Raw genomic sequence first — 26,783 nt, 5'->3', positions numbered from 1 at the left:
GCGGACATCACGCCCGCCGGCCCTGCGCAATCTACCTCGCCGCCGGACTAGAACCGGGCGGTGACACTGGCCGACAGGCTGACGCCGCGGTCATAGGTGTTGAACTCGGTTTCGCCGAGGATCGCATCGTTCTGGTATTCGCGGTGCGCTTCGTCGAGCAGGTTGCGGCCTGCAAGGCTGAGCGTCAGGTCGCGGCCCAACAGGGAAAGATCGCGCTTGTAGACGAGGTCGAGCTGGACGCCCGGATCCTCGATCACGTCCGGCAGGTCGGCGCCCGGCTGGCGCAGGCCGCGCTGCAGGATGCGCTCGTCGACCCAGCCGAGGAGGAGCGTCAGCTGGTCGTTGCTGCTTTCCCATCCAAACTGAACGTTGGCGATGTTTTCCGGCGTGCCCTGCAGCTGAGAGCCGTCGATGGCGAACACCGATGCATCTCGTACGCTGCGCGAGATCGGATCGAAGATCGTGTCGCCGGGCGCGGCGCTCACCTCGGAGTCGGTGAAGGTATAGTTCACCGAGAACAGCCATTCGCGGTCATCGAAGAAGGCGCCTTTCAGAGGCATCGCGAACCGGGTGCGGTACTCGAACTCGGCGCCCTGGATCTCGGCTTTCGGCGAGTTGATGAAGGTCGTCTCGAACACGAAGGTCGAGGTCGAGAACTGGACCTCCTCGATCGGGCGTTCGATTTCCTTGTAGAAGGCGGCGAGCGTGATGAACTGGTTGCGGCCGAAATAGTATTCGAGACGCGCATCATAGTTCTTCAGCTGGCTGTCCACGAGGCCGCTGTTGCCGCGGTACACACGGTCCGTCTCCGGATCGAAATAGCTCGACAAGGCAAGTTCGCGGAATTGCGGGCGGGCGATCGTTTCCGAATAGGCCGCGCGCAACTGCAGGTCATCCGCGAAGTTCCACGTACCGGTCACAGCCGGCAGCGTGTAGTCGTTGTTCAGGTTGACGGCGGCGGCCCCGAGGTTGCCGAAACGGTCATAGGTCTGGACGTACTGGTCGCCCTCTTCCCGGCGCACGCCGAGCGTCAGCTGGATGTAGGGCGTGACGTCAAACTCCGCCTGGCCGTAATAGGCCGACACATCGAGCGAGGCCTTGTAGGAGTCGTTCGGCGAGACGATCTCGATCAGCTGGAAACGGGCGGGATCGATATTGTCCGGCGAGAAGAGGTAGTCCGGACGGGCGACCTGCACATCGTCGGGCAGCGAGTTGCCGCCGGCGAAGCGAAGGGCGAGGAAGTCATACGTCCGGTCCGTGGTGGAGTAGTCGTAGCCGCCCGAGAGCTTCAGTTCCTGGCCGTCGCCATACTGGACGGTGTAGATCACGTCGGCGCCGAAACCGGCCACGTCGTCCTGCAGTTCAGAGAAGCGGATGCCGTAATTGTTGGCGACCGAATAACGCGGCACGCCCTGCGCATCGAGCAGGCGGTTCAGCGAACGCTCATACGGTGCATCGCGCTTCGACTGGGCGAGCGAGCCGCGCCAGTTGAACTCCAGGTCGTTGAAGCGGTGTTCGCCGCGCAGCTGGCCGAAGGTCAAGGCACGCTCGTACCAGCCCGAGGACTCGTTGTAGACGAGACCGGTGCCCGGCTGGTTGAAGTCGAAGCCTGTATTGACCTGCGCGTCCTTCGAGGTCGAATGGACGTAGAGGCCGGTCGCCTGGACGAGTTGGTCACCCCAGATCAGCGAGGCCGAGCCGAGGGCGTTGGTGTTCACGTCGAGCGTCGAGGAGAACGAGCGCTGGTCGTTACCGAGCAGGCCGCCTTGCACGCGCTGCTGAACGGCGTCGCGCGTGGTCCAACCCTGGTTGTAGCCAGCGACGCCGACGAGACCGAGTTCGTACTGGTCAAAATTGTAGCGCTTGCCGGCATCGATCTGGAACTCCGAGCCGGGGCCGAGATCGCCTGATTGCAGGACCGAGAGCGGCGAGTTGACGAGGCTTTCGCCGATCAGTTCCACCTGGTCAGACGGCAGCGAGTTCAGCGGGGTACCGCTCGACAGGATGCTTTGCAGCGGGCCCGGGATGTCGCGCAGGCCGTCGTCATAGCCGGTCCAGTCACGGTCGCCGCCGCGTACGAAGAGGCCTTCCGACGCCGTCGTGGCGGTATTGTAGCCGATGCCCGCCTTCAGGTTGGCGAAGGTGTCGGCCGGGGCTCGCAGCGTCTTGAGGTCGATCACGCCGCCGCCGAATTCGCCGGGATAGTCAGCCGAGAAGGTCTTCTGCACCTGCGCGCCGTCGAGCACGCTGGCGGGGAAGAGATCAAGCGGCACCGTACGGCGCAGCGGCTCCGGGCTCGGCAGCGGCGAGCCGTTCAGGCGCGCCGACGAATAGCGGTCGCCGAGGCCGCGCACATACGCGAAGCGGCCGGACACGACGCTGAGGCCTGACAGGCGCGTCAGAGCGAGCGCCGCGTTATCGTCGCCGGTGCGCGCGAGGTCTTCGGCGGAAAGGAAGCTTGCGACCTGGGAGGTCTGGCGCTGCGGCTCGGGAATGAACTCGCCGCGCACGACGACGGCCTGGAGCTTGCGCTCGCCATCATCCGGGGCCGGAGCAGTTGCCGCGTCGGCGCCCGCTTCGTTGGTGGCGGGGTCTTCCTGCGCGATGGCGAAGGAGAGCGGGCTGCTCACGAGCGCCGTGGTCAGGAGCATCGGGAACATGAAACGTGAGGTGAACATCAGCGAGCCTCTCGAGGAGCTAAATTCGGAAGAATCGCCCGGGTCCGGATACGGAGCATCGGGCCGGAAAAAGGTGCCAGGCGCCCCGGAAGGCGCCTGGCGGTGAGCGATCAGCAGGGATCAGAGGCTTCGAGGCCGCACGACCAGTTCTGCCACCAGGTATCCTGGGCGTTCTGGACGGCGCCGATATGCGTGACCGGTTCAAAGAACGGCGAGATCGTCGTGGCGTTGAAGGCGGGACGCGCGGTCTCGTTGGCGCCGTTGATGAAGAGGTTGATCAACGTGTCAGCGAGCGCTGTGGTGTTGTTGGTGTCGGCTGCCACCGCGTCTGCAGCAGCTGCAGCATCGGAGTTGGCCGTGTTGAGGCCGAGCGTGCAGTCGAACAGGACCGAGTTGAAGTTCGTGTCGTTCGCGGCGTTGAAGCCGGCCACGCCGTCGCCGGCGGAGCCTTCCCAGCGCATGCACTCTTTGCCGTAGGAGACGACACCGTTCATGTAGCGCCCGACCGTACCCGTGTTCAGGCGGAAGGCGTTGGTGCGGTTGCCGACGATGGTGAAGTTCGAGATCTTGCCGTTGGACAGCGGCGTGGTCGAAGGCGCGACACTGGAGGCTTCGAAGCCGTTGTCACCGCCCGCCGTGCGCTGGGTGATGATCATGTACTGGACGTTGCCGTTCCAGCCATTGTCCGTATCGAACGAGTCGTCATCGTTGCCGGTCAGAACCACATGGCGCAGGTCAACGGTGCCACCGAACATCTCGATGCCGTCGTCCGAGCTGTTGTGGACCTGGACATAGTCAACCGTGGTGCCGGAGCCGACGCCGCCGAAGCTGATGCCGTTCAGTTCGTTGCCGGTCGACAGCGGGAAGCCGGAATACTTGACCTGCACGTAGCGAAGCGAGCCGCTCGAGTCGCCGGCAAGGGCGCCGCCATAGATGGCGTCCGGGTTGGTCACGCCTTCGATGGCGTTGACGCAGTCGACGGTGCCGGGCGTGACGGCTGCGTTGGCGCAGCGGTTGATCGGGGCACGGCCGAGGATTACCAGGCCGCCCCACTCGCCGATGGCGTTATCCGGATCGGGCTGGGTGTTGGCAACGTCGTTCTCCGAGGTGAACACGATCGGAGCGGTGACAGTGCCGTTGGCGATGATGCGCGAGCCGCGGTTGACGACCATGTGGTCGGTGCCTTCGTCGCCGAACAGCGTGACACCGGCTTCGATGGTCAGCGTGACCGGGTTGCCGCCGGCGAGGTTGCCGTCAGCGCCGACGTCGGCGCCGACGTTCACGCGGTTGTCGATCTCATAGAGCACACCGGTGGTCAGGCGCGTATTGGCCGTCAGGTTGCCAGAGAGGCGGCAGACTTTCTGACCAGCAAGGGTTGAGCTCGTGTCAGTTGTTCCGGCCGGGCAAGTCGCGGCCGGGAACACGTTGAACGTCCAGCCCGAAGCCCAGTTGGAGGTCGGCGTCTCGGTCGACGAGAACGCGCCGACGTAAGGCGCCGAGGTGAAGAAGGGCGAGATCGCAGTCGCATTGAACGGCGTGATCGCGAGTTCGTTCGGGCCCGGGAAGTAGTTCGCCGACAGAGAGTCTGCACCCTGGACGTTGTTGGCGTCGGCGGCGACGGCTGCGGCGGGCGCGGTAGCGTCCGAGTTGGCAGTGGCGAGGCCGAGGTCACAGTCGAACAGGACGGAGTTGAAGTTCGGGTCGCCTGCGGCGGAGAAGCCGGCCACGCCATCACCGGCGGTAGCTTCCCAGCGCATGCACTGTGCGCCGTAGTTCACGACGCCGTTCATGTAGCGGCCCACGGTGCCGGTGTTCAGGCGGAACGCGTTGGTGCGGCTGCCGACGACCGTGAAGTTGGCGATCTTGCCGTTGGACAGCGGCGTGGTGCCCGGCGCAACGCTGGACGCTTCGAAGATGTTGTCGCCGCCCGCAGCACGCTGCTGGACGAGCAGGAACTGCACGTTGCCGTTCCAGCCGTTGTCGGTGTCGAAGGAGTCGTCGTCGTTGCCGGTGAGGACAACGTGGCGCAGGTTGGCGGTGCCGCCGAACATCTCGATGCCGTCATCGGAGTTGTTGTGGACCTGCACAAAATCGACAGTGGTACCCGAACCGACACCGCCGAAGCTGATGCCGTTCAGTTCGTTACCGGTGGCCAGCGGGAAGCCGGCGAAGCGGACCTGCACATAGCGCAGCGTGCCTGAATTGTCCGCAGACTGAGCGCCGCCGTAGATGGCGTCCGGGTTGGTGACGCCTTCGATGGCGTTTTCGCACTGGGCCGAGCCCGGCGTGACAGCCGTGGCGCAGCGGTTGATCGGCGCGCGGCCGAGGATGACGATACCGCCCCACTCCCCGATGGCGTCGCCGCCGGTGTCGTTGGCGGGGTCCGCATCAGTGCGGCGCGTCAGGTCCGCGGCGCTGGTGAAGATGATCGGGGCGGCGGCGGTGCCGGCCGCTTCGAGGCGCGAGCCGCGGTTGACGACCAGGTGGTCAGCGCCCGTTGCACCGATCAGGGTGACGCCCGGCTCGATGGTGAGCACCGCGGGTGCCGCGCCGGCCTTCGCACCGTCAGCGCCGACATCGACGCCGACATCCACGCGGCCGTTCAGGCGGTAGACGACGCCAGCAGTGGCGCGCAGCGTAGTGTTGGTGAGGATGACGCCCGAGATGTTGCAGGTCGTGAAGGTGCCAATGGGCGTGCCGGCCGTGAAACCCGTCGGGCAGGTTGCCGTGCCACCGCCGCCACCGCCACCGCCGCCGCCGCCCGTCGGCGGCGTGCCGCCCGACGACGAACCCGGCGACGCGATGTCGCTGCCTTGCGAACAGGCTGCCAGCAGCCCGAGCGCCACCGCTCCTGCGATCGATCGAATGCGCATGAAATCACCCCTTCCAGATGCTCTTTGGAACCCGTCAGGCGGCGTATGGAAAAGAACCGAGTGCCTGACGCTCAGCGGGGGGCTTAATAAAAGTTTATGACGATCAGTCCTTGGCGAGCCTCATGATCTCTGTAGGTTCCGCGGATTCATTCCGAACGCGGGCACCAAGCCGGGACATTGTTGTATTTGCACCACACCGGATATTGGCAGCACACGCGGCGGCAGCGCGCGGGCGTCAGAAATTCGATGCGTGTTCGCTGATTCATTCTGCGCCTTCATTCGGTCCCCCGGACCGAATGATCCGCTGCGCGGACCGGCTTGAATGGTGCGGTCAAGAGGACTCGAACCTCCACGGGTTGCCCCACAGCGACCTCAACGCTGCGCGTCTACCAATTCCGCCATGACCGCACGACTGGTCTCTATCGAGGCAGACGGGCCGTATAAGGCGGCGTTCCGGCTTTGTGAAGCCCTGAAAAACGCCTATATGACGGGCGCATGACGAATTCCCCGGACATCGAGTGGGCGGTCTCCGAGACCCCTGTTTCCTATGGCGCGGCCCTGGCTGTGATGGACGCCCGGGCCCGGGCGATCCGTGAAGGTACAGCCCGGGAACTGGTCTGGTTCCTGGAGCATCCCCCGCTCTACACGGCGGGCACCTCGGCCAAACCGGCCGACTTGCGCGATCCCGGCCGTTTTCCCGTGTTCGATGCCGGGCGCGGCGGGCAGTACACCTATCACGGGCCCGGCCAGCGGGTGGCCTACGTGATGCTGGACGTGGCCGCGCGGGGCCGCGATGTGCGGGCCTTCGTGGCCGATCTGGAGGCCTGGATCATCCGGGCGCTGGCGGCGTTCAACGTGGACGCGGGCGTGCGTGAAGGCCGGGTCGGCGTATGGGTAGACCGCACTGCCCCCGGCGGCCCCCTGCGCGAGGACAAGATTGCCGCCATCGGCGTGCGTCTCCGGCGCTGGGTGAGCCTGCACGGCATTTCGCTCAACGTTGAGCCGGAGCTGGAGCATTTTACCGGCATCACGCCGTGCGGCATCGCCGACGAGCGCTACGGCGTAACCAGCCTCGCGGGCCTCGGGCGCGTCGTGACGATGGCCGAGGCCGACATGGCCCTCAAGGCGGCGTTCGAAGAGGTGTTCGCGAGCCGGCTGGTGCGCGTCGAGGCGCCCGAACCGGCAGGCGTAGCCTGAGGCCGGGGCCTCAGATGCCCGCTTCGATCTCTTCCGGGGTCAAGTGGCTGCCGGTGCGCAGGACGCCCTGACCGCCGTTCGGCAGACGGGCCACATACATCAGCGTCCAGAGCATCACGCCAAACGAAGCCAGCAGCCAGATCGGGAAGCCCATGCCGAGCCCGGTGGAGATCGCCATCTGGCGCTCACTTTGCGGCGGCCCCTGGCGCTGGGGCGGACCCTTGCGTTCAGGTTGCTTCTTTTCGTCCGCCTTCGCTTCGCTTTCCTTGGCGGCGTCTGCGGCCTTGGGTGCTTCGGCGGCCGCAGCAGGCTTGGGCGCATGCTGGGCGCGGTGGTCTGCAGCGCCCTTGCTGGCGCCGGCGGTGTAGGCGGCAAGACCAAGGATCATCGGTACAAGGACGATCGCGGCCAGCCAGGTCGGCCGCTGCGCATCCGCTAGGCGGCGCATGTGGGCGACGAAGGAAGCAAGATCGGTGAAGAACGCGAATACCGCGAACGGCGCCAGAAGCATCGGCACGGCCAGCAGGCCGAGGTTCACGGGCGCATTGAGGAAGTCGACCTTGACACCTGCGATGCCGAGGATGCCGGCGGTGAAGGACGGGATCAGGTAGAGCAGCAGACGGCCCATGAAGCTGAACGTCCAGAAGCGGCTGAAATGCAACTTCGACGATTCCCCGAACGGGTTGGCCATCGTCTCAAGCCAGTTCATCGCACCCGGATCATCGCGGTGGTCGCGGATCCACGGGCGGTGGTGATCGATCTCACCGGAATTGGTTTCCATGGGCCGGTCGCCTTCTGCTTGGGTCAGGAGAATGTGCCGTGGACGCGCGCCGAATCGTCGGTCGGCGGGCCGTGGCGGTTGGTGGTCTTGTCAGAGCGCATGCGGTAGGCCGCAAAGCCGGTGAGCGCGCTGGAAATCAGGAAGGCCGCAACCGTGGTGACGACCGAGAGGTGGGCAATCTCGCCCGCGCGCTCAGCCATCATTTCGAAGCCCGCCGCAAGACCGCGCGTCTCCATCGCCTCCTGCATCTCCGCTTGGAGCGCGAAGGCGTCCGGCGACAGGACAGGCAGCAGCAGGATCGAAATGAACATGTTCAGCGCGCTGAAGCCCAACAGGTAGGCGAGCCAGAGCCAGGCGCTGAGGCCCGCATCGTGCAGGCGTTTGCCGAACAGGCAGATGTACGGGAACACGAGGGCATACTGCAGCACCCCGATGCCAGGCGCGGCAATCGCAGCGGCAATCGTGATCAACATGAACACAGCCGTGAGCAGCACGAAGCCGCGGCCGAAAGGTTTCGGCGCAAGGCGGCCCTGCGGCTCGAGGAACAGGAAGCGGAAGTCCATGGCGCGAGGCGTGTGTCCCTGAAGGTCGAGGCCGGTATGCATACCGGCCCCTTATCAATAAACGATAAAGCGGCGCAACAAAAAAAGAGCCGGGCACCCGGCCCGGCTCCCTGATCAGTGTGCCAGACGGCGCGCCTCAGACAAAGACGTCTGCCGCCGCCGCGGGATTTTTCGGGTCGGGGCCGTACTTGTTCGGGCCGACCGTGCCCGGGATCACGCCGATCACGATCTGCGCGATCGACGCAAGCAGGCCGACAATCGGGACCACGCCGAGGATGTAAAGGCCGAGCGCGATCCAGCCGGTCTGGTTGATGTCGTGAAGGCGGCGCACGAACAGCGCGATGCTGGGCACGATGATGGCCAGGACGTAGATCGCCAGGATCCCGATCAGGACCATGCCGATAGGGTTGATGTCACCACTGCCGTAGCCGCCGAGGACAGCAAGCAGGATGCCGCCGACGAAGCCGACGATCAGGTTCATGAGAAACACCCACCAGTATTCAGAGCGGCGAGAACGGCCCTGGAAATCGGTGTAGCGCTTGAAGAAAAGCTGGATGGCTTCCGGAAATGTGACCATGCGGGTCCCCTTTTTGGTCAGTTGGCGGAGGGCGTGAAATCGAAGCCGGAGCCGGCGGGGCCGGGACCGTGCACATTGTCGTTCGGATCAGTCTTGAACAGGCTCATCACGAGCCCGATGATGCCGGTGGCGATCAGGGTGGAGATGATCTCGGGCACCATGCTCGCCTTGGCAGCCTCGCGCGCGGCGCTGAAGAACGCCTGGAAATCCGGGCTGCGGCCCGACAGGGCGTCGGACATGGCGCTCGAAGCGGCCTCAATGTCGCCGCCGACCAGCGGCGCCAGGAAAAGCTGAAGGACGTAGAGCACGAGCCAGGCAAACAGGATGACGAACAGTTGCAGCCAGCCGGTCTTGCCATTGTCGTGGAACCGCTTGGCGTGGACAGCGATCCAGCACCACATGACGACGAAGCTCAGCAGGCCGATTATCCCGGTCACGTAGGTCGAGAGCACCGTCACCGCCGTGCTCGCCACAAACAGGATCAGCACGGCGCGCCAGTAGGTGGGCTGGTCGATCCGGCCGTTCGGATTGAACAACAGGTCCATCATGTCCGGACTCCCTCGCCTGCGGCTGCGCGCCGCCGACTTCTCCGCTCAGGGGAGAATAGCAGGCTGAACCGGTTTCCGGAACGTTAAGTGCGTGTCAGGCGAATTCAACCATGATCTCGTCGGCGGCGACGCTGTCGCCCGCCTTGACGTTGATCGCCTTCACCTTCCCGTTGGCACCGGCGCGGATGATGTTCTGCATCTTCATCGCTTCGACGATGCAGACCGCCTCGCCTTCCTGCACTTCCTGGCCGAGCGCGACTTCCATCGACACGACCAGCCCCGGCATCGGTGAGATGATCAGCTTCGACGTGTCCGCCTTCGGTTTTTCCGGCAGTCGGCCATGCAGGTCGGCAACGAACGGTGTGCACACCAGTGCGCGCAGCGCGACGCCGCGGGCGCGGAAGAGGTAGCCTTCCGTGCGATCGGCGAACTTCACGGCGAACGACTTGCCGTCGAGCACGCCTTCGACGAGGTGCTGGCCGGGCTGCCAGGCGGTCACGAAGCTGTGCGCCTTGCCGCCGTTCACGGTGATCTGCGCTTCACCGGCGGCGCCGAGATCGATGCTGACGGGGTGGTGCTTGTCGCCGAGGATGACGACCCATTCCTTGCGCGAGGCGCCGGGCGACATGCGGCCGGACACCTGCTTGGCACGGCGATCGAAGAAGGCGTGGACATAGGCGGCCGAACAGATCAGCTGCAACTCCTGCGCCTTGGTCGGCGCGACGCCTTCGAAGCCCTGCGGGAACTCGTCCTTGATGTAGGCAGTGGTGATGTTGCCAGAGCGGAACCGCTTCTCGTCCATCACCGCCGCGATGAACGGGATATTGTCCTGGATGCCCTCGATGTGGAACCGGTCCAGCGCCTCGCCGTGCACGTCCAGCGCGGTGTCGCGGTCCTTGCCCCACGTCACCAGCTTGGCGATCATCGGGTCATAGTACATCGAGATCTCGTCGCCTTCGCGCACACCGGAATCCATGCGGACCTCGCCCTTGCCCAGCTTTCCCTCCGTCGGCGGATGGAAACGCTTCAGGCGGCCGATCGACGGCAGGAAGTTGCGGTAGGGATCTTCCGCATACACACGGCTTTCGACCGCCCAGCCGTTGATCTTCACGTCGGACTGCTTGAGCTTCAGCTTCTCGCCATACGCCGAGCGGATCATCTGTTCGACGAGGTCGATGCCGGTGATCATCTCGGTCACCGGATGCTCCACCTGCAGGCGGGTATTCATTTCAAGGAAGTAGAAGCCCTTGTCCTTGCCGGACGCGACGAACTCCACCGTGCCCGCGCTGTCATAGTTCACGGCCTTGGCGAGGGCCACGGCCTGCTCGCCCATCTTCTTGCGCGTCTCCGGATCGAGCAGCGGCGACGGCGCTTCCTCGATGACTTTCTGGTTGCGGCGCTGGATCGAGCATTCGCGCTCATTCAGCCAGAGGCAATTGCCATGCTTGTCGCCGAGCACCTGGATTTCAATGTGGCGCGGCTGCAGGATGAACTTCTCGATGAACACGCGGTCGTCGCCGAACGAGGCCTTCGCCTCCGCCTTCACCGCCGGGAAGCCTTCTTCGACCTCCTTGTCATTGTCGGCCACGCGGATGCCCTTGCCGCCGCCGCCGGCCGAAGCCTTGATCATCACCGGATAGCCGATCTCGCGGCTGATCTTCACGGCTTCCTTGGTGTCTTCGATCAGGCCCATATGTCCCGGCACAGTCGACACGCCTGCCTCGGCGGCGAGCTTCTTCGAGGAAATCTTGTCGCCCATCGAATCGATGGCGTGGGCGTTCGGGCCGATCCAGCCGATCTTTTCCTTCTCGAGGCGTTTGGCGAAGGCCGCATTCTCCGAAAGGAAGCCGAAGCCGGGGTGGATCGCCTCGGCGCCCGTCTGGCGGACCGCGTCGATGATCTTGTCGGCAAGCAGGTAGCTCTGCGCAGCGGGCGACGGACCGATATGCACGGCCTCGTCCGCCATTTCGACCGCCATGGAGCCGGCATCCGCGTCGGAGTAGACGACGACTGTCTTGATGCCCATCCGCCGGCACGTCTTGATGACGCGGACGGCAATTTCCCCGCGATTGGCGATCAAAATCTTGCTGAACATGCGCCGGGAAACCCCTCAAACTGGAAAAACATGTCGAATTAAGCCGCGTATCCGCCCTTGTCCATGCTTGCCGCACCGGCAATTTGGCGCGCTTCCCCTTGCAGCGCTGCAGGGCGCCATTAGGCTGCGCCATCGGGAAACACCTTGGGGGATGTGAGGGATGTCCAATACGCAGACTTGGCTTGGCCGGCTGGGCGTGGGGCTTGTGGTTCTGGCGGGGCTGGCCGGCGCCGGCTGGTGGCTGATCGGGCCGGACTGGCGGGCGCTGATCGCCAATCCGCCGTCCGGGCGCGACGTACTTTTCTGGTCCGTGCCGCAGCGCGACGCGGCGTTCCGGATGATCGACCAACTTCCGATGATCATCGAATCGCGTCCCATCAAGGCGGGCGGCGATGCCCATTCCCTGCCCGAGGGCACGCCGCTGGATCTGGCCCCGGCGGTCGACCTCGACGCCTTCATGCAGACGCAGAACGCAGCTTCACTGGTGATCCTGCAGGACGGCAAGGTGCGGCTCGAGCGCTACGGGATCGGGTTCACGGCCAAGGGCAAGTGGACGAGTTTCTCGGTGGCGAAGTCGCTGACCTCGACGCTGGTCGGCGCCGCGATCAAGGATGGCCATATCAAGCGTCTCGACGACAAGGTGACCGACTACATTCCGGACCTTGCAGGCTCGCCGTATGACGATGTGACGGTGGCGCAGTTGCTGACGATGACCTCCGGTGTGGCCTGGAACGAAGACTATGAAGACCCGGCCTCGGACGTCGCGTTGTTCGACAAGCAGGAGGTTGAACCTGGCAAGAGCGGCATCGTCGCCTACATGCGCACGCTGGAGCGCGCCCACCCGCCCGGCGAGCAGTGGAACTATTCGACCGGCGAGACCAATCTGATCGGTGTGCTGGTCAGCGAGGCGGTGGGCAAGCCGGTTGCCGAATACCTCACGGAGAAGATCTGGACGCCGTACGGCATGGAGTCCGATGCGTCCTGGCTGCTTGGCGCCGATGGCCACGAGATCAGTGGCTGCTGCATCCAGGCGACGACGCGGGACTTCGCCCGGTTCGGCCAGTTCATCCTCGATGGCGCCGCGACACCCGAAGGCGCCGTGGTGCCGGCTGACTGGCTGCCGGTGGCGACCACCCGGCAGGCCGATATCGGCGAGCCGGGCTTCGGCTACGGGTATCAGTGGTGGACCTGGGATGATGGGTCGTTCCAGGCCGACGGCATCTTCGGGCAAGGCATCTTCATCGATCCGAAGCGCCGGCTTGTGATCGCCTCGAACGCCAACTGGAAAACAGCGCTGGGCGCCGCAGATGGCGAGTGGGCCGCCCGGGCAGACTTCTACCGCGCCGTGCAGGCGGCGGTCGATGCGGAGACTGACCAACCGGACTGAGTTTGAAGGGTGCGCGACAACCCTCATCCCGCGGGTGTTGCGGACATCTCAAATTTATGTTAGTGAACGCTCACTAATTGGAAATCAGCCCATGTCCATCATCCGGCTCGACCTGACGGCGCTGCTCGCTTCCGGCGCATTGACGGCGGCAGAGGCCGACCGGCTGCGCGGCCTCGCCCTGCCCGACAAGCGCGGCAGCTTGCTCGTGAACGTGCTCCTGATCTTTGGCGCGCTCGCCGTGGCGGCCGCAGCCATCGCCTTGATCAAGACGCCCTCGATCGGCCTGCTGCTGGCGCTCGCCGCATTGGCGGGGGCGGAGAGCCTACGGCGCCTTCAGGTCGGGGATGAGTTCAAGGTGCTCTCGACAGGACTGGCCCTGATGGGCACGCTCGGGCTTGCAGGCTGGACGGCGTGGGAATTCGGTGAAGCCGTTTCCCCCACCCTGCCGGCTGTGCTGATCACGATCGTGCTCGGCGCCGGCGCGCTCTGGTTCCGGTCGGCCTTTCTCGCCGCGCTCGCCGTCGTGGCGCTCGGCGCTGTGTTCGGCACGGGCAGCGGCTATTGGCACGCCTCTTACGCCCTGTTCGTCGAGGAACCGGTGCTGACCATCGGCGTGTTCGGGGCGCTTGCGGCGGGCGTTTACCGCGCCCGCAGCGTTGCGGCCGAGGCGTGGAAAGGCCTTGCGACGGTGGCCGCACGCACGGCGATGTTCCTCGTCCACTTCGCGTTCTGGGTCGGCTCGCTGTGGGGCGACGTCATCGGCGACAGCAGCTGGAGCCAGACACGCTGGGACGACTACGCCTCGTATGAGGCGTGGGAGAAGACGGCGCTGACGATCCCGGAATGGCCTTTCTCCGCCGGCTGGGCCGCGCTCTGCCTGGCGCTCGCCTTCCTCACGCGGCGCGGCGGTTTCCTCTCGGTCAGCGCGCTCGTGTTCCTCGCGATCCATGGCTACACGCAATACTTCGAGGTGTTCGGCGCCGAGCCCATGACGCTGCTTCTGGCCGGCGCGGTGCTGGTCGCGCTGGCGGTCGCCGTCGCCCGTATCCAGCGCCACAAGACGCCAGCGGGATGAGGACCCCTACTTCTCCAGTTTTTCGATCCTAGCTTCGAAGGCGCGCAGCCGGCCGGTGAGGGAAACGAGGAAGGCGGTCGACCAACCGATCAGCAGGAAGCCGTTCGCCCCTTCGGCCGCTCCGAGCAAGCGCCAGTTTTCGGAGGGGATGACATCGCCGAAGCCAACGGTCGTGAAGCAGGCGATCGAGAAATAGAGGGCGGTCTCGACCGTGCCGAACTCGCCCAGCGTGAGATAGGCGAACGCATACAGCCATATCTGGACCGAATGGAGCGCAAAGAGGCCGAATACAGCGGCGAGGATCGACCGCCCTTCACGGAACACCGACGCGTCCGGCCCGGCGCGCCTGCCGGCCCGGTGGAGCATCAGCGTCAGTCCCATCAGGCCGATGAAGTGGACCGAGAAGGTGATCGCCACCATGAACCCGGCGACGAGCAGATTGAGCAACAGTATCATCGGAGCCTCCCGCGCTTCCGGCGTTGTGCAACGCGCCGGGCTTCGTTGACGGTCCCGGAAACACCGGCCACAAGCAATGCGACACAGAAATCAGACCGTATCGGGGAGAGAAAAAATGGCCGACCTGAAAGACCTTGCCGGACGCCGGGCCATCGTGACCGGATCGGCCACCGGCCTCGGCCGATCGATTGCGCTTCGCTTGGCAGAACGCGGCGCCGATGTGATCATCAACTGCACCAAGTCGGTTGCCGACGGTGAGGCGACAGTGGCCGATTGCCAGAAGGCCGGCGCGCAGGCGCGGCTGGTGCAGGCCGATGTGTCGACCGAAGCCGGCTGCAAGGCGCTTGCCGATGCCGCCGCTGCCTGGGGCCGGCTCGACATCCTCGTCAACAATGCCGGCATCACGCGCCACGCCCGCGACCACGCGGACCTGAACGCGCTCTCGCGGCAGGACTTCCTCGACATCTACGCCGTCAACGTGGCGGGTCCGTTCCTGATGATGCAGGCCTGCAAGGACCTTTTGGAGAAGACCTACAAGGACACCGGCCGGGCCGCCGCCGTGCTCAACGTCTCGTCCATCGCCGGCGTCACCGGCATCGGCTCGTCCGTCGCCTACGCGGCTTCCAAGGGCGCCTTCAACACGATGACGATCAGCCTGGCGCGCGCGCTCGCCCCGGCGATCCGGGTTAACGCGATCTGCCCGGGTTTCATCGGCACGCGCTGGTTCAAGGACGAGATGAGCGCCGAGCAGTACGCGAAAATGGAAGCCGGCGTCGCGGCTTCGGTGCCGCTGCATGTGGCGAGCGGGCCGGATGACATCGCCGATTCGGCCGTGTTCTTCCTCACCGATGCGTCCCGGCACGTCACCGGCGAGACGTTGCTGGTGGATGCCGGCATGCATCTCGGCTACGCGCCGATGGTGGCACGCTAGCTGCCGCAACGTGTTGCGAATCCGCCACAGAACAGTGGATTCGCTGCAACGCACAAACCGAAGGCAGGGCGCCCAATGCCTGCCCAAAAGCCCGGCGAACCGGGGCTGTACAGACCGTTTACCTTGCGTTCGGCATCGAAATTTCCGTCGCTCCCCGGCAGCGTCGGGCGTGGCGCTCGATCAGGAGCGTGATGAAAGAAGCGAGGTTTCCTCCAATGAAAAACACACTCACACGGGCCAGCTTGCTCGCAATCGCCCTCGTGTCTGCCGCCGGCGCCGCCGCAGCTGAAGGCGATCTTTCGGCCAACGTGGCCGTGGCAAACGACTATGTCTGGCGCGGCATTTCGCAAACCGACAACAACGCCACGCTGCAAGCGGGCGTCGACTACACCAACGGCGCCTTCTACGCCGGGGCCTGGGCATCCAACGTCGATTTCGGCTCGGACGCTGACATCGAAGTCGACCTCTATGGCGGCTTCCGGGGCGCCTTCACGGAAACGCTGTCCTGGGACATCGGCGTGATCCAGTACGTCTATCCGGGCGAAGACGACCTCAACTTCCTCGAAGTCAAAGCCGGCCTCGGCTTTGCCGTGGATGCGGTTTCCGGCGGCGCAACGGTCTATTATGACCCCGACAACAAGAACACCTATGTCGAGGGCACCGGCGCCTATGCCTTCACGGACAAGCTCAAGGCCCTCGCCAGCGTCGGCAACTACAGCTTCGATGCCGGCGGCGACTACACCAACTGGTCGCTCGGCGGCGCTTACAGCTTCGACCTGTTCGACCTCACCGTGAAGTACACCGACACGGACATCGATGACGCAATTGCCGGCGATATCGCCGACGAGAACTTCGTCGTGATGATTTCGAAAGTCTTCTAAGGGTCGGACCTACCGATATCAGCGGGATGGAAACATCCGGCACGTTGTCCCCTTCGGTCCTGCCGGAGGGGACAATTTTTTTGGCGGGCCAGCCGCCGCGCGCCGGGTCGCGTGTGCTGCGCCGCGTGAGGGCTGGAAGTTGCCGGAAAGGAAAGCTATAGGCATGGACTTTCCCCGGGGAGAGGCTGCATGCGCATTGGCGTTCCAACTGAAATCAAGAAACAGGAATCCCGTGTCGGGCTGACCCCGGAAAGCGTGGGCGAACTGGTACGGGCCGGGCACTCGGTTCTGGTTCAGGCGGGCGCGGGCATCAATTCCGGATTTGCCGATGCCGCCTATGTTTCCGTCGGTGCCGCTATCGCGCCCGATGCCGCCGCCGTGTTTGCCGACAGCGAACTGATCGTGAAGGTGAAGGAGCCGCAACCGGAAGAAACGGCGCGCCTCACGCCCGGCCATACGCTGTTCACCTACCTGCACCTCGCGCCCGATCCGGTCCAGGCCAAGGGCCTGATGAAGTCCGGCTGCCTTGCCATCGCCTATGAGACGGTGACCGACCATGAAGGCGGCCTGCCGCTGCTGCGCCCGATGAGCCAGGTGGCGGGGCGCATGTCGATGCAGGTGGCGGCCTGGGCGCTGATGCGCACCAAGCGGGGGCGCGGCATCCTCCTCGGCGGCGTGCCGGGCGTGGCGCCGTCGAAGGTGGTGATTATCGGCGGCGGCGTGTCAGGCACCCACGCAGCAGAGATCGCGGTGGGCATGCGGGCGGATGTGACGGTGTTCGACCGCAACAATATCCGCCTCGGCCAGCTCGACGAGCAGTTCCGAGGCAGCCTTAAGACGATGTACTCGACCGCCCATTCATTGGCTGAAGCGATCAAGGAAGCAGACCTCGTGATCGGCGCCGTGCTGATCCCCGGCGCCTCAGCGCCCAAACTGATCAGCCGCGAACAGCTCAAGACCATGAAACCCGGCGCCGTACTGGTGGACATTGCGATCGACCAGGGCGGCTGTTTCGAGACGAGCCATGCGACGACCCACGAAGACCCGATTTATGACGTGGACGGAATACTGCATTACTGCGTCGCCAACATGCCGGGCGCTGTGCCGCGCACATCGACTTATGCGCTGAACAACGCGACCCTGCCCTTCGTGATGCAGATTGCGAACCTCGGCGCCCGCGGCGCGATCAACGCGAACCGCCACCTCGCCAACGGCCTCACCGTCGATCAGGGCACCATCGCCCACAAGCTCGTGGCGCGCGACCTCGGCGAGACTTATGTGCGGCCCGACTGGCTGAACGTCGCCTTTACCTGACGGATCGATCCGCCGGCGGAGCGTTATGAACTGAGGGCTGCGATCGCGTCGTCGATCGTCGCGCGCGGCTTGTCGAGGATGGCGGCGATCTGCGCGCGCTGCTCGATGGCGAGCCAGAGGCCAAGCACTTCGACGTCCACAACGCGCCACTCATTCTCGCGCTGCATCACGCGCCAGCGCACCGTCATTGCCTCGCCATCCTTCGGCACGATGCGTGTTTCCACTACTGAGTCGGTGGGGCTGCGGTCGACCGAACCGATCACATCGATCTTCGCGTTGGCGAAGTCTTCGCTGTGCTCGACGTAGGTGTCCGCGAGAAAACGGTCGAAGGCCGCCGTGAAGCGCTCGCGCTCCGTGGCACTGATCCGGTTGGCATACTTGCCCAGCGTGAAGCGCGCGACCGTCGGCACATCAATTGACTCGCGGAAGGCGTCCTGCCCGGCAGCGGGGTCCGCAATGCGGCTGGCCGCCTGCACGATCAGGGCTTCGGCTTCCTCGCCGGCGAAGGCGGCGGGCGCAGCGAAAGCGATCGCGGCGGACAGGAACAGGGCACGCATGGACATCAGGTCGGATCCTTCAAGCTTCTGCACGTGTTCAAGTAATGCGTGCGGCTGTGAATTGCTCCCGGCCCTGACGAATTTTTTTGCATGCCCCTGCGTGAGGCCAAACGAAACTCTTGGAAAGGTTTCGTTAACGCGCTGGCGGTGTGACATCTCGGCAACACAGCGCGCGCCGAGGACGCGTCTTGCCTACTGCTCGATCACCTCGCCGCGCGCCATGACGAACCCGACGGATTTCAGCACCTTCACATCTTTCAGCGGATCGCCCTTCACGGCAATCAGGTCAGCGCTCTTGCCGGGCTCGAGCGTCCCGATCTCGGCGGAAAGGCCGAGGAGATCGGCTGCGTTGACGGTGGCGGCCTTGATTGCTTCGACCGGCGGCATGCCGAACTTCACCATCAGTTCGAACTCATCTGCATTACGGCCGTGCTTGGAGACGCCGGCATCGGTGCCGAAGGCGATCTTCACGCCGCGCCCGTAGAGTATCTCGAGGCTCTTGCCGGTGATGCCGATGCGCCATTCGATCTTGGCACGGACATCCGGCTCATAGGCGTCAGGATTCGCGGCGAGACGCTCGATATATCCGTTCACGGTGGACAATGTCGGGACATAGTAGGTGTCGGACGCCGCGAAGGCCTCGATGGTTTCCGGATCGAGGATCGTGCCATGTTCGATCGAATCGACTCCCACGCTCAGCGCAAGCAAGATCCCGTCGGCGCCGTGCGCATGCACCGCGACCTTCTTGCCGAACAGGCGGGCTGTCTCGACGATGGCGCGTGCTTCGTCCTCGAACATCTGGCGGCCGAGACCGGCGCCGATCCGGCTGTTGACGCCGCCGGTGGTCGCAAACTTGATCACGTCCGCCCCGCGCGCGACCTGCAGGCGCACCGCGCGGCGGCAATCCTCAGCGCCGCTGCAGGTATTACCGGCCGCATTGAAATAATCGCGCAGCTCGTCGCGGTAGCCGAGCGAGCCATCCATGTGACCCGCCGTGCCGGAGATCGAGTTTCCGGCATCGAGGATGCGCGGGCCGGTGACCTGGCCATCATTGACGGCATCACGCAGCGCGAGCACCGCGCCGTCGCCATCGCCAAGATTGCGCACGGTCGTGAAGCCGGCGCGCAGCGTCTTCATGCCGTTGTCCCAGGCGTTGAAAGCCTGCGCCGCCGGCGAGAGCGTCACGTCCTCCAGCTGCGAGGCGATGCCGCCGGTGTCAGACGTGAGATGCACGTGCGCGTCGATGAGCCCCGGCAGCACATAGCTATCCTTGAGGTCGATAACCGCCGTCTTCTTGTCCCGGGGCGTCTTGTAGCCGTCTTCCAGCGAAACGATCCGTCCGTCGGTGACGATGATCGTCGTCTCGCCGCGCACGGCCTCGCCCGGCACAGCCATCACCTTGCCGGCCTGGATATAGGTCGTCTCGCAAACCGCCGGAAGCGCGATCAGGGACAGTGCGACAGTCAGCGCCGCATGCAGGACAGGTTTCATCAGCCGGGATTCCTCTTCTTCTGCGCCCGGGCTTAGCAAGCCGGGCGCGGGCAGGAAAGCCTGACCCGTTTTCCGCACCGCTTTCGCCTCCGGGAATGACACCAGACCCGGCCTGAAGGACGAATGACATGAACCACGCCCCCACTCCTGCCCGCAGCCGCTCGAACGGGCTGGTCGCCGCCTTGTTTGGACGCAAGGCGAGCGCGCCGCCCGCGCCGGCAGTGGATCCCTGTGTCGCGGAATTCCTGGCCTGGCCCTGGGTGCCGGTGCACGACACGGCAGCGGCGCCCTTCGGCCCGCTGACGCCTCACGCAACCTCCCGGAAGAGCGGCAACTGGCGCATGGAACGCAACGCCCGCGGTCTGCGCCTCCACGGCAACACCGACCCTTCATCGGCGATCACCTTGGGCGGCTCGATCGCGCCGGGCATGCCGGGGTGCCGGATCACTGCGGAAATCTACGTGCGGCGCCTGCGCGGCGATGAATCGCTGGCCGCTCTGGTCGTCTCGGCGCACGGACATGACCGCCTGATCATGGGCCTGCTCAGCGATGGCGACCTGATCGTGTTCCGGATGCGCGGGACCGACACCGAGATCATTGGCCAATGCCCGCTGGCGCCGCATCCTTCGGGCGAGGCCGCGCGCCTGACGCTTCAGGCAATGCTGTTCGAGGAGAACGGCATACTGTTCGCCAACGGACAATATCTCGGAACGGTGACCGACAAGGAGTTGGTCGGCGAGTCGGCTGGGACGGGCTTCCAGGTGAAGGGCGACAGCGACGTCACCCTGCGCAGCCTGACCGTCGAAGGGCTGGACCTGACGCGCCCTCCGCCGCGGCCATAAGTGTTATCCCGCCAGCGGCGGCACAAAACACTTCGCGGTGCCCGGCGTTGCCGCTAGGTTGCGCCCAGCAGAAGGAGCGCGCCATGATTGATCTCATCATCGACAAGCGAACGCGCGACCTCGGCGGCGGGTTCGAAGTCGGCCGGGTGCTGCCATTCGCCAAGCGGCGGATGGTGGGACCCTTCGTGTTCTTCGACCAGATGGGGCCGGTGGACTTCGCGCCCGGCATTCCGCGCACGCTGGACGTGCGCCCGCATCCGCATATCGGCCTGTCGACCGTCACCTATCTCTATTCCGGCGCGATGACCCATCGTGACAGCCTCGGCTTCCAGCAGGAAATCAAGCCCGGCGCGGTCAACTGGATGACCGCCGGCAAGGGGATAACCCATTCGGAGCGCCTCGAGCATGCGCGCCTGCACGGCGCCCACATGCACGGCATCCAGGCCTGGGTCGCCCTGCCGAACGAGGACGAGGAAACCGCGCCCGGCTTCTGGCACCATCCCGCTGAAAGCCTGCCGACATGGACCGAAGCGGGGCTCAGGGGTCGTCTGATTGCCGGCAAGGCGGACGGACTCGATGCGAAGGTAAAGACCAACTCGCCGCTCTTCTACATGCATTGGGAGATGGACGCCGGCGCCGCCCGCGCCGTGCCGCAGGAGTATACCGAACGCGCGGTGTATCTCACCCGCGGCGCCATCGAAATCAACGGACAGGCGCTGCAGCCCGGACAGATGGCGGTGCTGGGCAAGGGCGGGGCGCGCGTTTCGGCGCAGGCCCCCTCCACTGTGATGGTGCTGGGCGGTGAGCCGGTCGGCGAGCGGTTCATTTTCTGGAATTTCGTCTCCTCGTCAAAAGACAGGCTGGAACAGGCGAAGGAAGACTGGAAACAGGGCCGGATGAAACTGCCGGACGGCGACGACTTGGAATTCACGCCGCTTCCGGAAAGCTGAACGCGAGGGCCGCGCCATGAAAACCGATACCGTAACTTTTACCGGCGCAGCCGGGCACGTGCTGTCCGGGCGACTGGAGCGGCCACCGGGCGCGCCGCGTGCCTGGGCCGTGTTCGCCCACTGCTTCACATGCAGCAAGGAATCGGCAGCCGCCGTGCGTGTCTCGCGCGCGCTCGCGGCGCATGGGTTCGCGGTGCTGCGGTTTGACTTTGCGGGGATCGGCGCCTCGGGCGGCAGCTTTGCCGATACAACCTTCTCGTCCAATGTCGATGACCTCGTGGCGGCGGCCGATTATCTGCGTGCGGAGCATGGCGTCCCGTCGATGCTGATCGGTCACAGCCTCGGCGGCGCGGCGGTTCTGGCCGCCGCGGCCCGCATTCCTGACGCCGCGGCGGTGGTCACGCTCGGCGCACCGGCAGATGTCGCACATGTCGAACATAACTTCGCCGGCGCTGTCGCGGCGATCGAAGCGGAAGGCGCCGCCGATGTGACGCTCGGCGGCAAGATGTTCACGATCAACCGTGCTCACCTGAAGGACTTCCGCAACCAGCCACAGGCAGAGCGTATCGCCGGCCTTCGCAAGGCGCTGCTTGTGCTGCATGCGCCCGCCGACCATCTCGTCAGCATCGACAATGCCACGGCCATCTTCGTGGCGGCCCGGCATCCCAAGAGTTTCGTGTCTCTCGACGACGCCGACCATTTCCTGACGCGGCCGGAGGACGCCGCCTATGCGGCCGAGGTGATCGCCGGCTGGTCGGCGCGCTACCTCCCGAAGCCTGCCCTTCCCCGTCACCCGGAAGGCGCCGTGGTCGCCGAAGAGACCGGCGCCGGTCCGTACACGAACATCATCCGGTCCGGCGCGCATATCCTGACGGCGGATGAACCGGAAGATGTTGGCGGAAACGACGCCGGCCCTTCGCCTTACGACTTGCTGGCAGCGAGCCTTGCAGCCTGCAAGTCGATGACAATGCGGATGTATGCCAACCAGAAGAAATGGAACGTCAGCCGTATTGCCGTGTCGGTGAAGCATGACAAGGTTCATGCGGCCGACTGCGCCGATTGCGAAACCCGCGAAGGCAAGATCGACCTGTTCCAGGTTGGCCTCACGCTTGAGGGCGATCTCGATGCGGCGCAGCGCGCCAAGCTTGCCGAAATCTCTGCAAAGTGCCCGGTTCACCGCACGCTCAGCAGCGAAGTCAAGATCGTGACGGCACCCCTCCCCGGACAGCAGTAGGCGCAACAGACACTCTGTTGACAAGCGCGCGCCGGGCATTTAGTTGCCTAGTCAACAAAGGTCACCCCATGCCTCCCCTGAAGCCCGCCTCCGACCTGACAGACCATCTCGGATTCTGGCTCCGTCTGGTGTCCAACCAGGTATCGCAGGCCTTTGCGGCGCGCCTGGACGCGCGCGGCGTCACGGTGGCGGAATGGGTCATGCTCCGGGCACTGTATGATGCGCCGCCAACTGCGCCGACCCAGCTGGCTGAAACCATGGGCATGACCAAGGGCGCCATAACCCGTCTGGCGGACCGGCTGATTGCCAAGAGCCTCTTGCTGCGCCGTGCAAATGAAGAGGACGCGCGCGCCCATACGCTGTCGCTGACTCCTGAAGGCAAGCGCCTCGTGCCGCAACTGGCGGCGCTCGCCGATGCGAATGATCAGGCGTTTTTCGCCGACCTCAGCCCGGCTGAACGCGCGGCGCTGGAGGACACCTTGCGCCGGCTCGCCGCGCGCTTCGGCAAGACATCTCTGCCAATAAGTTAGGATGCACCATGACACCGCAACAGCAAGCCACCGCCGCGGCCTGCCTCAACGGCGCCGAAACTGGCGCGATGGACTTCCCCGCAATCGTGGGACAACTCATTGCTGCCGGCTTTGAAAGCTATTCGGTCGATTTCCGCCGGGCACGGAACATCTACTACCTGCCGTCTGGTGACAGCCTCGAACTGGCCGCCCATGACGCCGGCACGCCCGTTGCCGCCGCGCTCGATGCAGCGTCGCTGCAAGCCGCCATCCGGGAAGCCCAGACGAATGCCCCCGGATACACCTATCCCGGCTTCTGCCGGAAAGCCGCGCGCGCAGGCTGTGCCGGCTACATCGTCTCCTTCAGCGGCCGCCGCGCTGTTTATTTCGGCCGCACAGGGGAAACGCATGTGGAGCATTTCCCGGACTGACCGGACGATCCGCTGCGCGGGATGGTGCGGGCGGCCGGGCTTGAACCGGCAAGGCCTTGCGGCCGAGGGATTTTAAGTCCCTTGCGTCTACCAATTTCGCCACGCCCGCAGCGCCGGCAACGGCCCGAGGGTTAGGGCGAGCCCGATGCGAAGGCAAGCGGTCCCGGCGGTTCCCCCTCCCCGCAAAGCAGGCTAAGCCTGCCCCAAAGATCAGGGGCCGAGGACACCATGACCGAGACGGGCGAGCCACTCCCGCCGCGCACAGCTGCGCCATCCGACGCGTCGGGAGGCGGACGCGGTGCGCGCCTTGGCCTCCTGCTTGGCCCGGCGCTCGCGCTGCTGGTCGCCGTCGCCCCCGCGCCGGAAGGGCTCGAACGCGGCGGCATGCTGGTGGCCGGCGTGCTGACGCTGATGGCGGTGTGGTGGGCCACCGAGGCGGTGCCGATTGCAGTCACCTCGCTGCTCCCGCTCGCGCTCCTTCCCCTGATACAAGTCATGCCCCTGAAGGCCGTCGCGGCGCCCTACGCCGACCCTGTCGTGTTGCTGCTGCTCGGCGGCTTCATCGTCGCGCTGGCAATCGAGAAGTGGAACCTGCACCGGCGCATCGCGCTGAATGTGCTGGTCGTGTCCGGCGCCCGGCTGAAGCTTCTGGCGGCAGGCTTCATGCTGACCACAGCGCTCCTCTCCATGTGGATTTCCAACACAGCGACGAGCCTGATGATGGCGCCGATTGCGCTGTCGGTGGCGTTCGCCGCCGGCGGCGGCATGCGGCTGGCGGGCGCCTTGCTGCTCGGTGTGGCCTACAGCGCCTCGATCGGCGGCCTGGCGACACCGGTTGGCACGCCGACCAACCTGATCGCGATGGGGTGGCTCTCGGAAAATGGTGGCCGCGAGATTTCCTTCAGGGAGTGGATGTCGTTCGGTTTGCCGGTGGTCGCGCTGATGCTGCCGGCCGCCTGGCTGGTGGTGACCTGGGGCCTGAAGTCCGACCCGGCCGGCGCGCGGGCGGCCCAGGCAGAAATCCGCGACCAGCATCGGGGATTGGGCAAGATCACCACGCCTGAAGCGCGTGTCGCAATGGTGTTCGCGGTGATTGCCTCGGCCTGGATATTCCGTGAGCAGCTGGTGAAGGTGCCCGGGCTCGGCGGGCTGACCGACATGGGAATCGCCATCATCGGCGCGGTGGCAATGTTTCTCGTGCCGCACAGCGACGCAAAGACACGTGCCTCGGGGCGCGGCTTCGCCCTGCTGGACTGGGATGACGGCAAGTCGATCCCCTGGGACGTGGTTCTGCTGTTTGGCGGCGGACTGTCGATTGCGGCCGCTGTGCAGGAATCCGGACTGGCCGGATGGCTCGGCAATTCGCTCGCGGGTTTCGGCGCGCTTCCGGCAATCATCCTGATACTGATCATCGTCACGCTACTGATCTTCCTGACCGAAGTGATGTCGAACGTGGCGGCGATGACGACCTTCCTGCCCGTGCTGGGCGCGCTGGCCGGCGCAACTGGCATCGATGTGGAAACGCTGGTCATCCCGTGTGCAATGGCAGCGTCCTGCGCGTTCATGCTGCCGATCGCGACCGGCCCGAACGCCGTCGTTTTCGGCACCCGCCAGATCTCGATCGCCCGGATGGCGACGGCCGGCATCTGGCTGAACGCAGCCTGCATCCTCATCGTGACCCTGTTCTTCGGCCTGTGACACGTAAACGTAAGTTTTTGTCCGGATCTGTCACAAAAGTTCAATGAAACCCACGTAGAGGCGGATCATTGAATGGCCGCGCAGAAGCAGCGGCCGAGGGACCGGGAGTTTCCAGATGTTGCGCAACCTGCTCTTGGCCGCCCTTGCGGCACTTCTGCTCGCCCCCGCCGCGACGGCCGAGAACCAGATCTGGACAACCATTGGGCTCAAGAAAAAGCCCGATGCTGACTCGCGCTACGAGTTCGAACTCAACAACGAGATTCGCTTCCAGCCCGACGGCTATCTCGACACCGTCGAAATCCGCCCCGGAGTCTCCTACAAGCTGGACAATGGCATGAAGCTGAGCGGCGGATACCTGTTCGCCCTCAACCGCCGCGACGGTCCGGACCGGCGCGAACACCGCCTCTGGGAACAGCTGTCATACGACATCGCCGAGATCGGTGACGGCAAGATCGACGGCCGCTCGAAGATCGAACAGCGGTGGCGCGAAGGCGCTGACGGCACCGGCTGGCGCCTGCGCCAACAATTCGCCTTCGAACATCCCATCGCCGGCACAGACCTCAAATTCAACATCAGCGATGAAGCCACGATCGGCCTCAACGACACGGCCTGGGGCAACAGCGAAGGCCTGCAGGAAAACCGCGCCAAGGCGGTGGTGAAATGGAAAACCGGCAAGGCAACCTGGGAAGCCGGTTACATGAACCAGTACCGCAACGGCGTGAACGGCGCTGCCGACCAGGACAACCACCACATCGTGCTCGGCCTGTCCGCCGGCTTCTGAAACGCGCGCAAAAAAAAGCGCGCCCCGTTGCCGGGACGCGCCTTTTCCGATTTGCCGCTGAGGCAGCCACGCAAAGCGCAGCGCCAGCAGCTGCCGATCAGGCCAGTTCGATCGTGCTCACGGCGATTTTGCCCGAGCGCTGATCTTTTGCCGTGTCGAAGTTGACCTTCTGGCCTTCGTTCAGGGTCGCGATGCCCGAGCGCTCAAGAGCGGTGACGTGAACGAACACGTCGTTGCCACCGTTTGCAGGCGCGATGAAGCCGAAGCCTTTTTGGCTGTTGAAGAATTTCACAGTACCGTTCGTCATATAAGTAGTTCTCATACCAGTTTGTGGACTGACAATGCGTCAGCCCTTGCATATCGAAGTTTTGGAGGGGGTCTTCTGAAACTGCGCCCTTTCGGGTGCTGCGCCTGATCGTCCGGCCAATGTCGATGCGGGGCATATGCGCCCCGCTCCGCCAAATAGCAAGTTATTTATCCGTAGGGTTTGAATTCGCCCGGCCGACCGGCGCGCTCAGCCCGGCCCCGGCAGGCCGTCCAGCTTTGGCACAGCGCCCAGATCCGCGTCCCATCCGGCGCGGCTCGCCCAGCAGATGTGTGCGTCCGGGCGGATGTCGACCTCGCTGTCGAGCGCGCCCGCGGGCACGACCAGGAGCGCGCCGTCCATTTGCAATTGCGGCAGCGGCGATCCACATTCCGTACAGAAACATTTCTGGTGACGCGTGTCCGGCACGCGGTAGACCTTCACGCACGCCTCGCCGGAAATCCAGCTGAGGGCGGCGCCCGGCGCAAACAGGTTCGCCGCATTCGCCGATCCGCTCCCCTTCCGGCAGCGCCCGCAATGGCACAGGAAAAAGCTGGCGAAGGCGCCGCTAATCTCGAATTTCACAGCGCCGCACAGGCAGCTGCCGTGGGCCATATCCGCCATGCGAGC

The 26,783-nt window shown here is 65.0% G+C and carries 25 protein-coding genes and 2 tRNA genes; 13 read left to right on the top strand and 14 right to left on the bottom strand.

From position 1 onward, the window contains the following. Positions 1-47: 47 nt before the first annotated feature. The 3 genes from IPK75_10915 to IPK75_10905 form a co-directional block, all read right to left on the bottom strand. Positions 48-2,651, bottom strand: coding sequence for a TonB-dependent receptor (locus IPK75_10915; GenBank protein ID MBK8198873.1), 2,604 nt, complete (start codon positions 2,649-2,651; stop codon positions 48-50). A gap of 137 nt (positions 2,652-2,788) precedes the next feature. Then, positions 2,789-5,551, bottom strand: coding sequence for a hypothetical protein (locus IPK75_10910; GenBank protein ID MBK8198872.1), 2,763 nt, complete (start codon positions 5,549-5,551; stop codon positions 2,789-2,791). A gap of 323 nt (positions 5,552-5,874) precedes the next feature. Continuing rightward, positions 5,875-5,959 (bottom strand) — tRNA-Leu (locus IPK75_10905). A gap of 87 nt (positions 5,960-6,046) precedes the next feature. Between IPK75_10905 and lipB the strand changes: the two genes are divergently transcribed. Beyond that, entirely contained in the window at positions 6,047-6,748 is a 702-nt protein-coding gene (gene lipB, locus IPK75_10900) for a lipoyl(octanoyl) transferase LipB (GenBank protein ID MBK8198871.1), read from the top strand. A gap of 10 nt (positions 6,749-6,758) precedes the next feature. Here lipB and IPK75_10895 read toward each other — a convergent pair whose 3' ends face one another. From IPK75_10895 to IPK75_10875, 5 genes are all read right to left on the bottom strand, one after another. After that, on the bottom strand, positions 6,759-7,529 hold the full coding sequence (locus IPK75_10895) for a hypothetical protein (protein MBK8198870.1): 771 nt from the start codon (positions 7,527-7,529) through the stop codon (positions 6,759-6,761). A gap of 23 nt (positions 7,530-7,552) precedes the next feature. Continuing rightward, positions 7,553-8,134, bottom strand: coding sequence for a DUF805 domain-containing protein (locus tag IPK75_10890; protein MBK8198869.1), 582 nt, complete (start codon positions 8,132-8,134; stop codon positions 7,553-7,555). Between the two features lie 94 nt (positions 8,135-8,228). After that, positions 8,229-8,669 carry a DUF805 domain-containing protein gene (locus IPK75_10885; GenBank protein MBK8198868.1) on the bottom strand — a complete coding sequence of 147 codons (441 nt, stop codon included), beginning with the start codon at positions 8,667-8,669 and terminating at the stop codon, positions 8,229-8,231. 17 nt (positions 8,670-8,686) lie between these two features. Next, positions 8,687-9,217, bottom strand: a complete 531-nt coding sequence (locus IPK75_10880) for a DUF805 domain-containing protein (protein MBK8198867.1) — start codon at positions 9,215-9,217, stop codon at positions 8,687-8,689. Between the two features lie 94 nt (positions 9,218-9,311). Continuing rightward, positions 9,312-11,312 (bottom strand): acetyl/propionyl/methylcrotonyl-CoA carboxylase subunit alpha, encoded by a 2,001-nt coding sequence (locus IPK75_10875; GenBank protein ID MBK8198866.1) that lies wholly within the window; start codon positions 11,310-11,312, stop codon positions 9,312-9,314. 160 nt (positions 11,313-11,472) lie between these two features. Between IPK75_10875 and IPK75_10870 the strand changes: the two genes are divergently transcribed. Further along, positions 11,473-12,699 carry a beta-lactamase family protein gene (locus tag IPK75_10870; protein ID MBK8198865.1) on the top strand — a complete coding sequence of 409 codons (1,227 nt, stop codon included), beginning with the start codon at positions 11,473-11,475 and terminating at the stop codon, positions 12,697-12,699. 91 nt (positions 12,700-12,790) lie between these two features. Beyond that, entirely contained in the window at positions 12,791-13,774 is a 984-nt protein-coding gene (locus IPK75_10865; protein ID MBK8198864.1) for a hypothetical protein, read from the top strand. Between the two features lie 6 nt (positions 13,775-13,780). Here IPK75_10865 and IPK75_10860 read toward each other — a convergent pair whose 3' ends face one another. After that, positions 13,781-14,227 carry a two pore domain potassium channel family protein gene (locus IPK75_10860; GenBank protein ID MBK8198863.1) on the bottom strand — a complete coding sequence of 149 codons (447 nt, stop codon included), beginning with the start codon at positions 14,225-14,227 and terminating at the stop codon, positions 13,781-13,783. 118 nt (positions 14,228-14,345) lie between these two features. Here IPK75_10860 and IPK75_10855 point away from each other — a divergent pair, with 118 nt between their 5' ends. The 3 genes from IPK75_10855 to ald all read left to right on the top strand — a co-directional run bounded on the left by IPK75_10855 (position 14,346) and on the right by ald (position 17,356). Continuing rightward, entirely contained in the window at positions 14,346-15,161 is an 816-nt protein-coding gene (locus IPK75_10855; protein ID MBK8198862.1) for an SDR family oxidoreductase, read from the top strand. A gap of 215 nt (positions 15,162-15,376) precedes the next feature. Beyond that, positions 15,377-16,042, top strand: coding sequence for a hypothetical protein (locus IPK75_10850; GenBank protein ID MBK8198861.1), 666 nt, complete (start codon positions 15,377-15,379; stop codon positions 16,040-16,042). A 189-nt stretch (positions 16,043-16,231) separates the two neighbouring features. Next, positions 16,232-17,356 (top strand): alanine dehydrogenase, encoded by a 1,125-nt coding sequence (gene ald, locus IPK75_10845; GenBank protein ID MBK8198860.1) that lies wholly within the window; start codon positions 16,232-16,234, stop codon positions 17,354-17,356. Positions 17,357-17,379: 23 nt separating this feature from the next. On the opposite strand, the gene IPK75_10840 is transcribed toward ald, so the two are convergent. Both IPK75_10840 and IPK75_10835 read right to left on the bottom strand, forming a co-directional pair. Next, on the bottom strand, positions 17,380-17,919 hold the full coding sequence (locus IPK75_10840; protein ID MBK8198859.1) for an ABC transporter substrate-binding protein: 540 nt from the start codon (positions 17,917-17,919) through the stop codon (positions 17,380-17,382). Positions 17,920-18,105: 186 nt separating this feature from the next. Further along, complete coding sequence (locus tag IPK75_10835) at positions 18,106-19,404, bottom strand: amidohydrolase family protein (protein ID MBK8198858.1); 1,299 nt, start codon at positions 19,402-19,404, stop codon at positions 18,106-18,108. Between the two features lie 128 nt (positions 19,405-19,532). Between IPK75_10835 and IPK75_10830 the strand changes: the two genes are divergently transcribed. The 5 genes from IPK75_10830 (at position 19,533) to IPK75_10810 (ending at position 23,370) form a co-directional block, all read left to right on the top strand. Beyond that, positions 19,533-20,246: a hypothetical protein gene (locus IPK75_10830; protein ID MBK8198857.1), complete on the top strand. Its 714-nt coding sequence runs from the start codon at positions 19,533-19,535 to the stop codon at positions 20,244-20,246. Positions 20,247-20,329: 83 nt separating this feature from the next. Beyond that, a complete protein-coding gene (locus tag IPK75_10825; GenBank protein MBK8198856.1) occupies positions 20,330-21,196 on the top strand; it encodes a pirin family protein in 867 nt (288 codons plus the stop codon). 16 nt (positions 21,197-21,212) lie between these two features. Further along, positions 21,213-22,430, top strand: a complete 1,218-nt coding sequence (locus IPK75_10820) for an alpha/beta fold hydrolase (GenBank protein ID MBK8198855.1) — start codon at positions 21,213-21,215, stop codon at positions 22,428-22,430. Between the two features lie 68 nt (positions 22,431-22,498). Continuing rightward, complete coding sequence (locus IPK75_10815) at positions 22,499-22,960, top strand: MarR family transcriptional regulator (GenBank protein ID MBK8198854.1); 462 nt, start codon at positions 22,499-22,501, stop codon at positions 22,958-22,960. Between the two features lie 8 nt (positions 22,961-22,968). Beyond that, positions 22,969-23,370, top strand: a complete 402-nt coding sequence (locus tag IPK75_10810) for a DUF1398 family protein (protein ID MBK8198853.1) — start codon at positions 22,969-22,971, stop codon at positions 23,368-23,370. A 22-nt stretch (positions 23,371-23,392) separates the two neighbouring features. On the opposite strand, the gene IPK75_10805 is transcribed toward IPK75_10810, so the two are convergent. Further along, a tRNA-Leu gene (locus IPK75_10805) sits at positions 23,393-23,479 on the bottom strand. A gap of 119 nt (positions 23,480-23,598) precedes the next feature. Between IPK75_10805 and IPK75_10800 the strand changes: the two genes are divergently transcribed. Both IPK75_10800 and IPK75_10795 read left to right on the top strand, forming a co-directional pair. Next, the gene (locus IPK75_10800) at positions 23,599-25,068 is read left to right on the top strand and encodes an SLC13/DASS family transporter (GenBank protein ID MBK8198852.1); all 1,470 of its coding nucleotides are present in this window, start codon (positions 23,599-23,601) and stop codon (positions 25,066-25,068) included. A gap of 115 nt (positions 25,069-25,183) precedes the next feature. After that, positions 25,184-25,849, top strand: coding sequence for a DUF2490 domain-containing protein (locus IPK75_10795; protein ID MBK8198851.1), 666 nt, complete (start codon positions 25,184-25,186; stop codon positions 25,847-25,849). Positions 25,850-25,946: 97 nt separating this feature from the next. Here IPK75_10795 and IPK75_10790 read toward each other — a convergent pair whose 3' ends face one another. Further along, on the bottom strand, positions 25,947-26,156 hold the full coding sequence (locus tag IPK75_10790; GenBank protein ID MBK8198850.1) for a cold-shock protein: 210 nt from the start codon (positions 26,154-26,156) through the stop codon (positions 25,947-25,949). Positions 26,157-26,363: 207 nt separating this feature from the next. After that, positions 26,364-26,777 carry a GFA family protein gene (locus IPK75_10785; protein MBK8198849.1) on the bottom strand — a complete coding sequence of 138 codons (414 nt, stop codon included), beginning with the start codon at positions 26,775-26,777 and terminating at the stop codon, positions 26,364-26,366. Between the last annotated feature and the right edge of the window lie 6 nt (positions 26,778-26,783).

Source organism: Acidobacteriota bacterium, assembly GCA_016712445.1.
Taxonomy (GTDB): domain Bacteria; phylum Pseudomonadota; class Alphaproteobacteria; order Caulobacterales; family Hyphomonadaceae; genus Hyphomonas.
The sequence above is the reverse complement of the archived record's forward strand: the minus strand, read 5'-3'. Positions and strand labels throughout refer to the sequence as shown.